The sequence below is a fragment of the Caballeronia sp. ATUFL_F1_KS39 genome, from assembly GCF_023630985.1.
GTDB lineage: Bacteria > Pseudomonadota > Gammaproteobacteria > Burkholderiales > Burkholderiaceae > Caballeronia > Caballeronia zhejiangensis.
In genome coordinates this window covers 207,796-223,974 of the sequence record NZ_JALQDZ010000035.1, presented here as the reverse complement: position 1 = coordinate 223,974, position 16,179 = coordinate 207,796, and the positions used below count along the sequence as shown (strand labels likewise).

General features: G+C 63.1%; 12 protein-coding genes. 5 read left to right on the top strand and 7 right to left on the bottom strand.

Annotated elements, in window-relative coordinates; translation table 11 throughout:
• Positions 1 to 294 precede the first annotated feature (294 nt).
• From NCR93_RS16125 to NCR93_RS16105, 5 genes are all read left to right on the top strand, one after another.
• On the top strand, positions 295 to 3,480 hold the full coding sequence (locus NCR93_RS16125; protein ID WP_175979222.1) for an efflux RND transporter permease subunit: 3,186 nt from the start codon (positions 295 to 297) through the stop codon (positions 3,478 to 3,480).
• 21 nt (positions 3,481 to 3,501) lie between these two features.
• A complete protein-coding gene (locus NCR93_RS16120; protein ID WP_175979221.1) occupies positions 3,502 to 4,743 on the top strand; it encodes an efflux RND transporter periplasmic adaptor subunit in 1,242 nt (413 codons plus the stop codon).
• Positions 4,740 to 6,194: an efflux transporter outer membrane subunit gene (locus NCR93_RS16115; RefSeq protein WP_250497192.1), complete on the top strand. Its 1,455-nt coding sequence runs from the start codon at positions 4,740 to 4,742 to the stop codon at positions 6,192 to 6,194. Before NCR93_RS16120 ends, NCR93_RS16115 begins: the two co-directional genes overlap by 4 nt.
• Positions 6,195 to 6,286: 92 nt before the next feature.
• Positions 6,287 to 7,000, top strand: coding sequence for a heavy metal response regulator transcription factor (locus tag NCR93_RS16110; protein WP_008353587.1), 714 nt, complete (start codon positions 6,287 to 6,289; stop codon positions 6,998 to 7,000).
• Positions 6,997 to 8,493, top strand: coding sequence for a heavy metal sensor histidine kinase (locus NCR93_RS16105; protein ID WP_008353588.1), 1,497 nt, complete (start codon positions 6,997 to 6,999; stop codon positions 8,491 to 8,493). The genes NCR93_RS16110 and NCR93_RS16105 overlap by 4 nt, the downstream gene beginning before the upstream one ends.
• 10 nt (positions 8,494 to 8,503) lie before the next feature.
• On the opposite strand, the gene NCR93_RS16100 is transcribed toward NCR93_RS16105, so the two are convergent.
• The 7 genes from NCR93_RS16100 to nirD form a co-directional block, all read right to left on the bottom strand.
• Entirely contained in the window at positions 8,504 to 9,130 is a 627-nt protein-coding gene (locus tag NCR93_RS16100) for a hypothetical protein (RefSeq protein ID WP_175979219.1), read from the bottom strand.
• A gap of 144 nt (positions 9,131 to 9,274) precedes the next feature.
• Positions 9,275 to 10,246 (bottom strand): hypothetical protein, encoded by a 972-nt coding sequence (locus tag NCR93_RS16095; protein ID WP_008353590.1) that lies wholly within the window; start codon positions 10,244 to 10,246, stop codon positions 9,275 to 9,277.
• 144 nt (positions 10,247 to 10,390) lie between these two features.
• A complete protein-coding gene (locus tag NCR93_RS16090; RefSeq protein ID WP_250532261.1) occupies positions 10,391 to 10,738 on the bottom strand; it encodes a hypothetical protein in 348 nt (115 codons plus the stop codon).
• 123 nt (positions 10,739 to 10,861) lie between these two features.
• On the bottom strand, positions 10,862 to 11,212 hold the full coding sequence (locus tag NCR93_RS16085) for a hypothetical protein (protein ID WP_175979217.1): 351 nt from the start codon (positions 11,210 to 11,212) through the stop codon (positions 10,862 to 10,864).
• 603 nt (positions 11,213 to 11,815) lie between these two features.
• Positions 11,816 to 14,545, bottom strand: a complete 2,730-nt coding sequence (locus NCR93_RS16080) for a nitrate reductase (RefSeq protein WP_175979216.1) — start codon at positions 14,543 to 14,545, stop codon at positions 11,816 to 11,818.
• A gap of 28 nt (positions 14,546 to 14,573) precedes the next feature.
• Positions 14,574 to 15,833, bottom strand: coding sequence for an NAD(P)/FAD-dependent oxidoreductase (locus tag NCR93_RS16075; RefSeq protein WP_175979215.1), 1,260 nt, complete (start codon positions 15,831 to 15,833; stop codon positions 14,574 to 14,576).
• A complete protein-coding gene (gene nirD, locus NCR93_RS16070) occupies positions 15,830 to 16,174 on the bottom strand; it encodes a nitrite reductase small subunit NirD (protein WP_008353596.1) in 345 nt (114 codons plus the stop codon). Before nirD ends, NCR93_RS16075 begins: the two co-directional genes overlap by 4 nt.
• Positions 16,175 to 16,179: the final 5 nt, after the last annotated feature.

The following is a 16,179-nucleotide window of genomic DNA, read 5'->3' as shown; positions in this document are numbered from 1 at the left end:
CGGCCTTCCGCGCCGTCTCGCTCGCGTCCCTTCGAAGCGCGTAACCCGCGCTCGCGCTTCGCTATTCCCCGCTGTCCGATGCGAATGCTCCGCCCTACCATGGGCTTTCGCAAGCTTGCTTTCAAACCGCCTTATCTGACATCGGCGCCATATTCACGTCATATTGTCGTTGGCACCCGGCCACTACCATAACGACACTGATGGCGAACCGCACGCCCCGCTCCGTCATTGCGTCCCGCGCGTTGCATTCGCCTCATTCGCAGCGCCCTCTCCCAGCTTCTTCCGAACGACTCAATGTGGATAGTCAACGTTGCGCTTAAGCGGCCATACACGTTCATCGTGATGGCCATCATGATCCTGCTGGCGACGCCGTTCGTCCTCATGACGACGCCTGTGGACGTGCTTCCCGAAATCGACATTCCGGTTGTCAGCATCATCTGGAACTACACAGGCCTTTCCGCGCAGGACATGGCCAATCGCATCACGTCGGTCAACGAGCGCAGCCTCACGACCACGGTGAACAATATCGAGCACATCGAGTCGCAATCGCTGCAAGGCATCGCGATCATCAAGCTCTTTCTGCAGCCCACCGCGAACATCCAGACCGCGATCGCGCAAACAGTGGCCGTCGAACAGGCGCAAGTGAAGCAGATGCCGCCGGGCGCGACGCCGCCCCTCGTCATCAGCTATTCGGCGTCGAGCATTCCGGTGATTCAGCTCGGGCTTTCGAGTCCGAAGCAATCCGAGCAGGACCTGAACGATACCGCGCTCAATTTCTTGCGCCCTCAACTCGTGACGATTCCGGGCGCGGCCGTGCCTTATCCGTATGGCGGCAAGACGCGCCTCATCTCCGTCGATCTCGACACGCGCGCGCTGCTCGCAAAAGGACTCACGCCGACCGATGTCGTCCAGGCCGTCAACGCGCAAAACCTGATCCTTCCGACCGGCACCGCAAAGATCGGCCCGCGCGAATATACGGTCGACATGAACGGTTCGCCCGCGACCGTCGCGGGCCTGAACGACATTCCGGTTCGCACGATCAACGGCGCGACGACCTATCTGCGCGAAGTCGCGCACGTCCGCGACGGCTTCTCGCCGCAGACCAACATCGTGCGTCAGGACGGGCATCGCGGCGTGCTGATCTCGGTGCTGAAGAACGGCAACGCGTCGACGCTGTCCATCGTCAATACGTTACATGATCTCTTGCCGCAAGCGCGGGCGTCGCTGCCTTCCGATCTGAAGATCAGCGCGCTCTTCGATCAGTCGGTGTTCGTGAAGGCCGCCGTGCAAGGCGTCGTGCGCGAAGCGCTCATCGCCGCCGCGCTCACCGCCGCGATGATCCTGCTCTTTCTCGGCAACTGGCGCAGCACTTGCATCATCGCGATCTCGATACCGCTCTCGATTCTCTCGTCGCTGATCGTGCTGCATGCGCTCGGGCAGACGATCAACATCATGACGCTCGGCGGCCTCGCGCTCGCAGTCGGCATTCTCGTCGACGATGCCACCGTCACGATCGAGAACATCGAGCGTCATCTGCACATGGGCACGAATCTGCACGACGCGATCCTCGAAGGCGCAGGTGAAATCGCGGTGCCCGCGCTCGTCTCGACGCTGTGCATCTGCATCGTGTTCGTGCCGATGTTCTTTCTCACCGGCGTCGCCAAGTTCCTGTTCGTGCCGCTTGCGGAAGCCGTCGTGTTCGCAATGCTCGCGTCGTACATCCTTTCGCGCACGCTCGTGCCGACGCTCGCGATGCTGTTGATGGGCCACGCGCACGCACCCGATGCGAAGGCAAAGCCGAATCTCTTCGTGCGTCTGCATCAGCGCTTCGATCGCGGCTTCGAGCGCATGCGCGGCGCGTATATCGTGATTCTGTCGAGCCTGCTCGTGAAGCGGCGTCTGTTCGCGACGCTCTTTCTCGGCTTCTGCCTGTTGTCGGCGGGCCTCGTGTTCGTGCTCGGCGAAGACTTCTTCCCGAGCGTCGATGCGGGCGATATTCGCCTGCACATGCGCGCGCCGACCGGCACGCGCATCGAGGAGACCGCGCGACTCGCGGATGAAGTCGAAAAGGTCGTGCGCCAGATCGTGCCGCAAGACGAACTCGCGACGATACTGGATAACCTCGGTCTGCCTTATAGCGGCATCAACCTGTCGTACAGCAATGCCGGAACGATCGGCACGCTCGACGGCGAAATTCAGGTCGCGCTCAACGCGGATCATTCGCCGACGCAAAAGTACATCGACGAATTGCGTGCGCTCCTGCCGCGCCGCTTTCCCGGCGTCGAATTCTTCTTTCAACCCGCGGACATCGTCACGCAGATTCTCAACTTCGGCTTGCCCGCCGCCATCGACGTGCAGATTCAAGGGCAGAACGGCCAGGCGAATTTCGAAGTCGCGAGCAAGCTGATGAAGCAGATCCGCATGATTCCCGGCAATGTCGATACGCACATCCAGCAGAAGCTAGACGAACCGGCCATCGATTTGCAGATGGATCGCACGCGCCTGCAGCAACTCAATCTGTCCGCAAGCAACGTCGCGCAGAACGTGCTGGTTTCGCTTTCGGGAAGCTCGCAAACCGCGCCGGGATTCTGGTTCAACCCGCGCAACGGCGTCGAATACAACCTCGCGGTGCAGACGCCGCAGTATCAGATTTCATCGATCGACGAACTGTTGCGAACGCCCGTGTCCGCATCGCTCAACGGTCCCACGCAACTGCTCGGCAATCTCGTGCGCCTCTCGCCGAAGAATCAGTTCGCGGTGGTCACGCACTACAACATCCGGCCCGTGATCGATCTCTTCGTGAGCGTCGAAGGCCGCGATCTCGGCAGCGTCGCGCGCCAGGTTAATCAACTCGTTGATGAAGCGCAGAAGACGCTTCCGCGCGGCAGCCAGATCGTCGTGCGCGGTCAGGTCGAGACGATGCGGACGTCGTTCGTCGGCCTCGGACTGGGCGTCGCGATGGCGATCGTGCTCGTGTATCTGCTGATCGTCGTGAACTTCCAGTCGTGGATCGATCCGCTCATCATCGTAAGCGCATTGCCCGCCGCGCTCGCGGGCATCATCTGGATGCTCTTTCTCACCGGCACGCACCTGAGCGTGCCCGCGCTGACCGGCGCGATCATGACGATGGGCGTCGCCACCGCGAACAGCATCCTGATGGTCTCGTTCGCGCGACAGCGTCTGAACGCGGGCATGCCGCCGCTCACCGCCGCGCTCGAGGCGGGCGCGAGCCGCATACGCCCCGTGTTGATGACCGCGTTCGCGATGATCATCGGCATGATTCCGATGGCGCTCGGCCTCGGCGAAGGCGCCGAGCAAAACGCGCCGCTCGGCCGCGCGGTGATCGGTGGCCTGCTGTTCGCAACGGTTTCCACGCTCTTTTTCGTGCCGCTCGTCTTCGCAGGCATTCACGCACGTCTTGCACGGCGCGCCGCGCGAAGAGGTAACACGCAACATGAAGACGGCAGCGGCCAACACTGACATCAAAGCATCCCGACGAACATGACTGAAAAGAACCACGCATCGCTTGCGATTCCCGCTCGCGACCCGAACGAAGGGCCCGCGCTGCCGCCGCGCAACGTCGAATGGAAACGCGCGAAGATCGCGCTCGTGATCGTGCTCGCGTTGCTCGCGATAGGCGCGGCGCGCACGGTCGTCACCGATGTGCTGCATAGCCATTCCATCGCCGCGCGCACCCAGCAGAACGCGCAGCAATACGTGAACGTCGTCATGCCTCAAGAGACCGATGGCGGCGGCGAAACGACGTTGCCGGGGACCTTGCGCGGCTTCGTCGAATCGCCGATCTATGCGCGTGCGACGGGTTATCTGCTGCACTGGTATGTCGATATCGGATCGCGCGTGAAGCTAGGCCAGTTGCTCGCCGATCTCGACACGCCCGAGATCGATCAGGAGCTTGCGCAAGCGGTCGCGCAACGCGATCAGACTGCATCGAGCCTCGGACTCGCGAAGAGCTCGCTCGAACGCTGGCAGCAATTGCGTCAGCGCGATGCCGTGTCGCAACAGGAACTCGACGAGCGTCAGAGCACGTACAACCAGGACGTCGCGAATCTCGCGGCCGCCGATGCCAACGTGAAGCGTCTGCGTCAGCTCGAATCGTTCAAGCGCATCGTCGCGCCTTTTGCGGGCGTCGTCACGCAGCGCAATGTGGATGTCGGCGATCTGATCGATGCGGGCAGCGGCACGAGCCGCGCGCTCTTCGCGCTCGCCCAGTCGGACCCGTTGCGCGTGTTCGTGCAGTTGCCGCAGGCTTACGCGCAGAACGTATCGGTCGGACAGGACGTGACGGTCACGCAGGCGGAGCTGCCCGGCGAACAGTTCCACGGCAAGATCACCCACATCTCCGGCGCGATCGACGTGCCCACGCGCTCGTTGCAAGTCGAAGTGACGCTGCCGAATCCCGATGGGCGGCTACGGCCCGGCGCGTATGTGCAGGTCGCCGTGCCCGCGACCGCGCATGCGCGTCTGCTCGTGCCAGGCAACGCGCTGCTCTTCCGTTCCGAAGGTCCACGTCTCGCGGTCGTCGATGGCAACGGTCATGTGAGCCTGCGCAAGATCGTGATCGCGCAGGATCTCGGACAATCGCTCGAAATCGAGAGCGGAATCGACGCGACCGACAAGGTCATCATCAACCCGAGCGATTCGATCGCCGATGGCGATCACGTCGTGATCGCGCCGCAGCGAACGCAACGACAGCCCGCGTCGGGCAGCAAGGCCGCATCATGAAGACCGCGCTTGGCATCACGCTCGTCTCGCTGCTTGCCGCGTGTACGGTCGGGCCCGACTATCATCGGCCCGTCGCCGCAACGCCGCCTACGTGGAAGACGGATTCGTACTGGCGCGTGGGCGAGCCGTCGCATGCGCCGCTCGCGCTCGACTGGTGGCAAGGCTTCGGCGATGTGACGTTGAACGGTCTCGAAACGCAGGCGCTCGCACAGAATCAGACGCTCGCCGCGGCGAGCGCGCACTACGCACAGGCTCGCGCGACGCTCGCGCAAACATCCGCGCTGGCGCTGCCTGAAGTCGATCTCGGTGCAAACGCGTCGCGCTCGCGCATTTCGAAGAACCGGCCCGTCACCAACTACGCGACGCCGAGCAACGCTACCGTTCAAAGCGATCTGAAGCTCGCGCCGACGGTCAACTACGACGTCGATCTGTTCGGCCGCATCCGTCGCGAAGTGGAGGCCGCGCATGCATCGGCGGATCAGTCGCGCGACGATCTCGCGAATGCGCGTCTCGTGCTGACCACCGATCTCGCCAGCGACTACTTCTCGATGCGCGAGCTCGATGCGGAGATCGACGTGCTGAATCGTTCTGTCGTGCTGCAAAAGAAAGCGCTCGATTACGTGCAGGCGCAACACGATCTCGGCGCGGTGTCAGGCCTCGATGTATTGCAGCAGCAAGCGCAACTCGATCAGACGCGCGTGCAGGCGCAACTGCTGCTCAATCAGCGCGCGCAGTTCGAACATGCGATCGCCGCGCTCGTCGGGACGCCCGCGCCGCAATTCTCGATCGCGCCTGAATTGAACGAACGCCCGCTTCCGCCGATTCCACTCGGCGTGCCGAGCGATGTACTGCAACGCCGGCCCGATGTCGCATCCGCCGAGCGTGCGATGGCCGCGGCCAATGCGCAGATCGGCATCGCGAAAGCGGCGTTCTTTCCGAGCCTCACGTTGAACGGCACGGTCGGCTGGGAAAGCACGGCGTTCTCAAGTCTGATTTCCGCGCCGAGCCTTTTGTGGACCATCGGGACGATGGCAAGCCAGGTCATCTTCGATGGTGGACGGCGCTCCGCAGCCGTCGATTTCGCGAACGAAGGCTATGTCGCGGCCGTCGCGAATTATCGGCAGACGGTGCTCGGCGCGTTTCAGCAAGTGCAGGACGGCATCGTCGGATTGTCGGTGCTGGACGGCGCGGCGAAACAGTCGCACGCCGCGGTCGTCGATGCGCAACGCTTGCTGTCGCTCGCGAACGATCGTTATTCGGGCGGGCTCGTCGCCTATCTCGACGTCATCACCGCACAGCAGCAATTGCTCACGAGCGAACGACAGGACGTGCAGATTCGCGGACAGCAGCGCACCGTATCGGTGGCGCTCGTGAAGGCATTGGGCGGCGGATGGGACACTGCATCGAACGACGATCAGAAGCTTGCGAACGCAACTACTTCGGGCGAGTAGAAAGAAAACGTAAGCACGATGCCCGCGAGGCTCGTATAGTTAGCAGTTGAACAATGCGGTAAACACACACTGAACGCGCACAGGTGCCAGGCATGAAAGTCCTGATAGTCGAAGACGAACACAAAGTGGTGGATTACCTGCGCTCGGGGTTGACCGAGCAAGGCTGGGTCGTCGATGTCGCGATGGACGGCGAGGAAGGCACGCATCTCGCCATCGAATACGACTACGACGTGATCGTGCTCGACGTGATGCTGCCAAGACGCGACGGCTTCGCGGTATTGAAGGCGCTGCGCCTCCAGAAGTCGACGCCGGTCATCATGCTGACCGCGCGCGATCACATCAACGATCGTGTGCGCGGCCTGCGCGAAGGCGCGGACGATTACCTCACGAAGCCGTTCTCGTTTCTCGAACTCGTCGAGCGTCTGCATGCGCTCGCCCGCCGCACGCGCGCGCAGGAATCGACATTGATATCGGTCGGCGATCTGTATGTCGATCTGATCGGCCGCCGCGCAACACGCGACGGCGTGCGGCTCGACCTCACCGCGAAGGAATTTCAGTTGCTCTCGGTGCTCGCGCGCCGTCACGGCGACATTCTCTCGAAGACCGCGATCACCGAGCTCGTCTGGGAAGTCGATTTCGAAAGTCACACGAACGTCGTCGAAACGGCGATCAAGCGGCTGCGCGCGAAACTGGACGGACCGTTCCGCACCAAACTGCTTCATACCGTGCGTGGCATGGGCTATGTGCTCGAAGTGCGCGAAGTTCGCGACACGCGCGAAGCAAGGGAAGACGCGAGACCATCATGAACACGCAGTGGATATCGTCGACGCCACGCGAGGCACGCGACGCGCGCGAGCCGCGCACGCAACGCTCCATTTCGCGGCGGCTCGCCGTCATGTTCGCGCTCGTCGCGCTGTTCGTGTTTGCGCTCGTCGGCTCGGGACTCTTTCTCGTGCTGCGCGTGCAACTGGAGCAGCATTTGCGCGACTCGCTCGACAATCGCGCGGAGATTGCGCGGCTCATCGTCACGCATGTATCGACGCCGGAGAAATGGAAGATCGCGAAGGAGAAGCTCGCCGACATCACCCCGCGCGACGGCTCCACGCTCTTTGCCGTGTCCAGCAACGATCCGCGCTATGAATACGGCTCGCCGCCCGCGGGCCGCGTCGTCAAGCGCGTGATGGGCGGTTACGTTCACTTCCGTCCAGAAGATCGCGCCTACGACATGCTGATGACCACGCTCACGATTCCGCCCAACGGGGATCGTCCGCCGCTGCAGCTCTTCGTCGCGATCGATTGCTCGCCGAACGTTCATACGATGCGCGCGTTCGGTCTCGCGCTCGCCGCGCTGATGGCGCTCGCCACGGTCGCGGTCCTGCTGCTGAGTTATTCGGTCGCGCGGCTCGGCCTCGCACCGCTCACGCGCCTCACGCGCGATGCATCGAAGCTGAGTCCGACCAATCGATCGCAACGCCTGAACACGCGCGCGCTGCCGATGGAACTCGAAGATCTCGCGAAGTCCTTCAATGGCGCGCTCGAACGGCTCGATCACGCATATGGCCGGCTCGAATCCTTCAACGCCGATGTCGCGCACGAATTGCGCACGCCGGTCACGATTCTCATCGGTCAGACGGAAGTCGCCTTGACGCGCGATCGTTCGATCGACGAGCTGCGTCACACGCTGCAATCGAATCTCGAGGAGTTCGAACGCGTGCGCGCGATCATCAACGACATGCTGTTTCTCGCGCGCGCCGATCAAGGCGAACGCGCGACGGGACTCGTCGAAGTGTCGCTCGCGGCGGAGGTCAATCGCACACTGGAGTTTCTCGAGATTCCGCTGGAAGAAGCGCGAGTGCGCGCCGTCGCGAACGGCGATGCGCGCGCGTTCGTCAATACGTCGCTATTCGGCCGTGCGCTGTCCAATCTCGTGATGAACGCAATTCAGCATTGCGCGCCCGGCGCGACGATTTCCGTGGCCATCACGCGGGAACATGGGCGCATTCGCATCGCCGTGGCCAATCCCGGCGAATCGATCCAGCCGCATGTGATGGCGCATCTCTTCGACCGCTTCTATCGCGCGGAAAGTTCGCGCACGAATAGCCGCGAGAATCACGGCCTCGGGCTTGCCATCGTGAAGGCGGTGGCCGAGATGCATCGCGGCACCGTGTCGGCGACGAGCGAGAACGGCGTCAACACGTTCTCGTTCTCGGTCGCGCGTTTCGGCACTGAATCGCGACCCGTCGAAGACGTCGCCTTGCCCGTGCCGCCGGTCGTGGAACGGAAGTCCGCCACGACATGAAGCACGTGCATCACTGACAGAAGTATTCATCCGATGCGGCCATCGGCGCTTCGGCTGTCGCCGGCCTGAAGTGGCTGTACTTGCGATACGTCTTGCCGTTCACCGTCACCGATTCGGCGGCTTCGGTCTCGCCCGTTGCCGACGCGATCGCGCTGCTATGCGCTTCGACGTTGCCATTGCCCCAACTGCTCGCGCGCGCATACGATCCGCCTTTCGACGTATCCGTCTTGTTCGCTTCCGAGATCGTGCTCGTGACGGGATTGCCGAAGCTCTTCGTATCGATCGACGATTGCGGCGGCACGTAGCCCCACTTCGACGTGACCGTGCTCATGTCGATCTGCTGCGGCTTCCAGCCGATCACCTTCGCGCCGATCGCGAGCGGCGACAACTCCACTGCGACGATCTGCGTTCCGCGCCGCGCGACGAGCAGGCACTTGCCGCCCGACGTCTGCAAGGGCACGTAGCCGCTCGAAGGCAAGAGCGCGAGCGCCTGCGCATCGGGCATCGACTGCACGCCGACCGGGTTCGCGGCCCAGATCACGCCGGCGCTTGCATCGGCGCGCGCGCTCATCGGCATCATCGAGACCGTCGCACTCGCCGCGAGCGCGATGGCCGCCATTTTCTTGTGACTCTTCATCGCATGCCTCAGCGGGAAAACGAGGGTTGACTCTCCGGGACCAGTCTTTCAAAAGCCAACCCTTCAAAGGTAGAGACGGCCCGATTGCTCAGGCGCGTCTCTCTCGCTCCATGGCGTCACCCTGCCATTGGACCTGTTGCTTCCTCACTTCACCAGCGAGACTTCGATCTTTTCGCCGATGGGCGTGCTCGCCACTTCGACGCCATTCGTATCAGCCTGATCGTACACGCGAGCGGCGACCGGCGTCGGCTGCGCGACCTGCTTCGCGGGCGCCGGCTGAGCCTGCTTGGCCTCGTTCTGCGTCTTCATGCTGACTTCCGGATTGTTGGCCGCGGTCACCGGCAGGCCGAGGCGCGCGCGCACCAGCGGATCGCGATACTTCTCGTCATCCGACAGCACCGCGTCCTCGCCCGATTTCGCGAGCGGCGTGGTCGTGCCCGGGCACAGATGACCCGTCGCCTCGACGGCGCGGCGGTTCGCTTCGCTCTGGCAGAGGAGCGCGAGCGCGACATCGGTCAGGCCCATTGCGCGGAATTCGCGTGCATCGAGGCGGCGTACGCAAGCCTGATCGACGAGCGTCGTGCCGCCGGTCGCGCCGAAGCCGGTGATCGACAGGCCGAAGCTCGCCGAGCCCATGCAGGTGTCGGAGAGCGTCGTGGTGAGCGAGGGTGCGGCGATCGACGGCGTCGTGCGGACCGAGTACGAGCTCTGGTTGTAGTCGACCGTCGTGCGCGTGTCGAAGGCGCTCGTGCCGGGGCCGCTCGTGGCCGCCTTGCCGGTCGCATCGGCGCCGCTTGCATCCGTGCCGGATGTCGTCAGTTGCGGCATCGTCAGCGAGATGTTCACATTCGATGAGCCGCCCTGCGCGGTCGAACGGCCGCCGCTCGCCGTCGCGACGCCGAGGCCGCCGACCGACGACGAATTGGAACTGGTGTTGGCCGTCGAATTCGCCGACGTGCCGATGTTGTTGAGGCTCGATCCGCCGCCCTGGCCGATGCCCGTCGACGTCGAACCCGAAACCGAGCCCGACGAGGAATTGGCGGTGGTGTCGGCGTGGGCGAGTTGCGCGGCGCAAAACAGCACCGCGCATGCCAATTGCAGAGTGGTCTTGTTCATTTTGGTTCTCCGGAAGAAAAGGGGAACGCCACAGCGCATGACGGTCCCGGACGACTTAGAGTTTTTTTATGGGTTCGGCAAGGGCGGTATCCCGCAAGCGCACGCTCGTCATGACGCCGCCCCTGCCTTGAGTCGCCGACCAGCTTAGCGCCAGCCGCCGCCCAGCTTGCTCCATGCATTGGCCGCTGCGTCCGCGCCCGAGGTGCCGCCCGCTTGTGCGTTGCCGTGGCCGAAGCCGCTCACCGTCGACGTATTCGTGTGGCTCGTCGTTGCGTTGGTGGCGTTGCCCGTCACGCCGAACTTGTTGCCGGCGATCGATTGCGCATTGCCGTTGGCCGTGCCCGAGTTCGTCGCCGTGAAGCGGCCGAAGCCCGAGACCGAAGGGGACGTCGTGCCGCCCGAGGTCGAGGACGAGCTGGAGTTCGTGGTCGTGGCCATCGCGGCGACGGAGACGAACGAGAGCAGTGCAGCAGCGATCAGAGTGCGTTTCATGATTTGCATTCCTTATCGAATCGGTAAGATTGGATTTCGTTTTTTGTTGTTCGAACCGGGATCACATCGGTTGCGGGAAAGCGAACCCCGTTGCGGCGAAGTTCGCCGTCCGTCGCCGTGTGCTTAGCGCCAGCCGCCGCCCAGCTTGCTCCAGGCATTCGCGGCAGCGTCGGCGCCCGAGACGCCCGTCGCCGTCGAGCCGCCAAAACCCTTGCCGCCCACCGACGACGTGTTGATGTGGCTCGTCGTCGCGTTGGTCGCGTTGCCCGTCACGCCGTAGCCCTGGCCGGCGATCGACGAAGCGTGGCCGTTGGCGGCGCCCGCGTTGGTTGCGGTGAACGAGCCGAAGCCGAACACGGCTGCGCTGGTCGTGCCGCCCGAGGTCGAGCTCGAGCTGGAGTTCGTGCCCGTTGCGAAGGCAGCGGCGGAAACGAGCGAGAGGACGGCGGCTGCTGCGATCAGTTTGCGTTGCATGGTGAGGTCTCCAAGTGTAGGCGCACAGTCAATTCCAGCTACATCGACGCCGGTATGTAGCGGATACAGCAAATATCGTTTCGTTAGTATTCCTATCTCCGACGTCTGATCGAATCTGGCTTCGATGGATCAGCGAGCGTTTGAGAAAGGACGCCCCTTTGGGGCGGCTTGACGAATCAGACTGGGAATGAGGCTCGCACGTCGATCAGAAGTCGTCGTTCGTGCAACAGGTCGATGCTGGCCTGGGATGAGCGGATCGTGGCGCGCTGGCCTTCCGCTTGTTCGAATAGTTTTGCGTTCTTCATCGCAATCCCCGTATTACCTTTTGGTGTTGTTTTCAGGCATCCGTTTGTTTAGTGCCTGTGTTTTGAGGTGACTGTACGGAAGATGAACCGGCGAATGCGTTGGCAATCCAACACACCATTTCACGTGGTAATAAATCGTAAGGAGTTTGGTTGGCGAGCGCTCATTCGAGCATACCAATAGCCCGGAAACGCCCTGTTTTCGAGGGTTTTTCCGGAGATCTCCGCAGGAATCGGAAGGCTTGAAAACGCGAAACGCGGGCGACATGCGCCCGCGTTCGTTCGTTAGACCACGGACGAATCAGACCGTGGAGAGACGCGCCATTTCCGTCTCAACGATGAGCTTCTTCAACTCCGGCACGCACGATCCGCAGTTGCCGCCCGCCTTCACGCACGAGGTGATTTCGGCGGCTGTCTTCAATCCCTTGTCGCGGATCGCGTTGCAGATCGTATTGCGTCCGACGCCGAAGCACGAGCACACGGTCGGCCCGGTGTCCTCGCCCTTGCCTATCGGCTGACCGAGCAGGAGGCTCGCGCGGTCCTCGTCGTCGAGGCGTCCCTTTTCGAACAGCGTCGCGAGCCACGCACGCGCGGGCAGATCGGGCCGCTCGGAGATGAACACGCAACTCTCGATACGCTCATTGACCACATGCGCCGCGCGATACACGCCCGCGCTCTTGTCCTCGTATTCGATCCAGTCAGCGTGCTCATCGTCGATATGAAAGAGCGCACGCGCCCAATCGTGATGATCGCCATGGGATGCATCGAAACGATTACGGCCCGCCATTTCGTAACGGACGAAGCCCGTGCCATGCACGCGCGTCCAGTGCGTGACCATGTCGAGGTCCGGCGCGGCGCGAGAGAGCGAAAAGCCGTGCCATGTCACGTGAAACTTCTCGATTGCGACAGGCGTGTGCTTGAACTCCGGTTCGCCCGAAACCGGATCGACGACGGGATTCACCACCGCACCGACGCGCGCGTCGGAGGCGGTCTGATCGTTCCAGTGGATCGGCACGAACACGCTGCCGCGCGGCATGCCACCGCCATGCTGCACGCGCGCGATCATCGAGCCCCAGCGACTCGACACGCGCGCGAGTTCGCCTTCGCGCACGCCGCATGCGAGCGCGTCTTGCGGATGCATGTCGATGAACGATTCGCTGATATGGCCCGCGAGTTTCGAGGAGCGGCCCGTTCGCGTCATTGTGTGCCATTGGTCGCGCACGCGTCCGGTGTTGAGCACGAGCGGATAGTCGTCATCGGGCGCATTCACGGGCGCGCGTGCAACGGTTGCTACGAAGCGCGCACGGCCATCTGCATGACTGAAGCGGTGATCTTCGAAGAGCCGCTCCGTTCCTCCCTCTGCCGAGTCGCGCAACGGCCATTGTGTCGGCTGCAGCGCATCGTATTGCGCGCGATCAAGGCCGGCCAGTCCACCGATATGAAACGCGCGATGCACGCCCGCCGACGCATCGTTGCGATACGCGCTCAACCGTGCGTGCTCGTCGAAAATCTCATGCGGACCCGCAAAATCGAAGCCTTCGAAGCCCATGCGCCGCGCGACATCGCAGATGATGCGCCAGTCCGCGCGCGCCTTGCCCGGCGTCGGAATGAACGCGCGTTGACGCGAGATGCGCCGCTCCGAGTTCGTCACGGTGCCATCCTTCTCGCCCCAGCCGAGCGCGGGCAGCAGCACATCGGCGAACGCGTTCGTATCCGTCTTTTCGATGATGTCCGATGCAACCACGAGCTCGCACTTCTCGAGCGCGCGCTTCACGCGATCGCCATCGGGCAGGCTGACGACAGGATTGGTGCCCATCACCCATACGGCTTTCACGCGGCCCGCTTCGATTGCATCGAACAACTCGACGGCCTTCAATCCGGCGCGCTCTGCAATCGCAGGTGAATTCCAGAACGTCCGCACCATCTCGCCATGCAGCGGATCGCCGAACTCGAGATGCGCGGCAAGCGTATTCGCGAGGCCGCCGACTTCGCGTCCGCCCATCGCGTTGGGCTGGCCGGTGAACGAGAACGGTCCCATGCCAGGCTTGCCGATTCGCCCCGTCAGCAGATGGCAATTGATGATGCAGTTGACCTTGTCCGTGCCGGCGCTCGACTGATTCACGCCTTGCGAATAGACCGTCACCACGCGCTCCGTGCGCGCGAAAAGACGATAAAACTCCATCAGATCGTGGTGATCCAGCTTGCAGTCTTTCGCGGTTTGCGCGAGATCCGAAGAACCCGCCGCTGCGAGCGCGTCGCCGGAACCGCTGGTATGTGCATCGACGAAAGCCGCATCGATTGCGCCGTGCTCCGCGAGGAACGCGAGCAGGCCGTTGAACAGCGCCACATCGCTGCCAGGCTTGAGCGGCAGATGCAGATCGGCCATTTCGCAAGTCGCGGTATAGCGCGGATCGATGACGACGATCTTCATCTCCGGTCGCTTCTCCTTCATCTTCACGATGCGCTGAAAGAGAATCGGATGACACCATGCCGTGTTCGATCCCACGAGCACGACGAGGTCCGCGAGTTCGAGGTCCTCATAACTCATCGGCACGAGGTCTTCGCCGAACGCGCGCTTGTGTCCCGCCACCGACGACGACATGCACAGCCGCGAGTTCGTATCGATGTTTGCGCTGCCGATGTAGCCCTTCATCAGCTTGTTGGCGACGTAGTAGTCCTCGGTGAGCAACTGACCCGATACATAGAACGCGACCGCGTCGGGACCATGCTCCGCGATGATGCGCGAAAAGCCGCTCGCAACCGTGCCGATGGCATCGTCCCACGATGCATCGGTAAGCGCGCCGCTGCGGCGGTCGCGCAGTTTCGGATTGAGCAGACGCCCTTCGAGTCCAATCGTTTCGCCGAGCGCCGAGCCCTTCACGCACAGACGGCCGAAGTTCGATGGATGCGTTTCATCGCCGGCGATCGACACTTCGGTCGCGCTCTTCGGCGATGCGTTCACACCGCAGCCGACGCCGCAATACGGGCAAGTCGTTTTAACAGAAGCCGTTTGAATGGGGATGATGGACATGCTCACGTTTCTCTATCCTTGGCCGTATTCAGGCTTCACAAAGCGTCTTGCCGAAAAGAAGCTTGCCGCGCAGATGCGATACGTCCGCGCGGCTCTGAATCAGATCGAAATACCAGCCGCCGTCCTTCACGTCGCCGTACAGCACCGCGCCGATCACGCGTCCCGCCTGCAGCACGACACGCTTGTACACGCCGCGGCGCGGATCGCGCAGCACGAGATCCTCGCTGTCCTCGCCGCCGATGAAATCGCCCGCCGAATACAGATCGACGCCCGTCACCTTGAGCTTCGTCGCCGTCGCGCGCTGCACGTAACGGCGATGCCCCGCGCCCGCGAGATGCGCGCCCGCCACGCGCGCCTGATCCCAGATCGGCGCGACGAGACCGAAGGTCGCCGAGCGATGCTGCACGCATTCGCCCACCGCATACACGCGCGGATCGAAAGTCTGCAGCGTGTCGTCGACGACGATGGCGCGCTCGCAATGCAGCCCCGCCTCTTTCGCGAGCGCAATGTTGGGCCGCACGCCCGCCGTCATCACGACGAGATCAGCGTCGATCTGCGTGCCGTCCGCGAAACGCACGGCGCGCACGCGGTCGTCGCCGACGATCTCCGTCGTCTGCGCGGCCATCGCGAAGTTGAGGCCTTTCGCTTCGAGCGAACGCTTGAGCAACGCGGACGCGGTGGCGTCGAGCTGACGATCCATCAGGCTGCCGCTCGCATGCACGACCGTTACCGACATGCCCTGCCGCTGCAAGCCGTTGGCCGCTTCGAGCCCGAGCAGACCGCCGCCGATGATCACCGCGTGCCGATGATCGCGTGCCGCTTCGATCATCGTTTCGACATCCTGAATGTCGCGAAATGCGATCACACCGGAAAGCTCGCAACCCGGCACCGGAATGATGAATGGCTTCGAGCCGGTCGCGATCAGCAGACGGTCGTAGTGCGCTTCCACGCCCTTCTCCGAACGCACGACGCGCCGCGCACGATCGATTTCGATCACGGCATCGCCCGCATGCAGCGTGATGCCGTTCGCGTCGTACCATTCGCGCGTGTTGAGAATGATGTCGTCGACGCTCTTCTCGCCCGCGAGCACCGGCGACAACAGAATGCGGTTGTAGTTGCCGTACGGCTCGGCGCCGAATACGGTGATGTCGTACAGCTCGGGCGCGATCTTCAGCAGTTCTTCGACCGTACGCATACCGGCCATGCCGTTGCCGATCACCACGAGCCGCTGGCGCGATGCGGCGTGCTTCAACGCCGCCATGCCCGCAACCGCATATTCGGTCTTCATGCCGCGACCCACACCTTGCCGCCCGCGACCTTCACGCGATACGCGCTCACCGAAAGCTCCGGCGCTTCCAGGCATTCGCCCGTGCGCAGATCGAAGTGCTGCTTGTAGATCGGCGATGCAACGACGATACGCTCGCCCAGACTTCCCACGATGCCGCGCGAGAGCACCGCGGCTTGCGAATGGGGGTCGTAGTTGTCGATCGCGTACACGGCTGCCTCTTCGCCCGCGACATGAAACACCGCGACTTGCGTGCCCTTCACGAGCGCGCACACGCCCGTATCCGGCACGATGTCGTCGAGTTCACAAACGGCGGTCCAGTCCTGTTCGATACGGTCGTTCATGATGT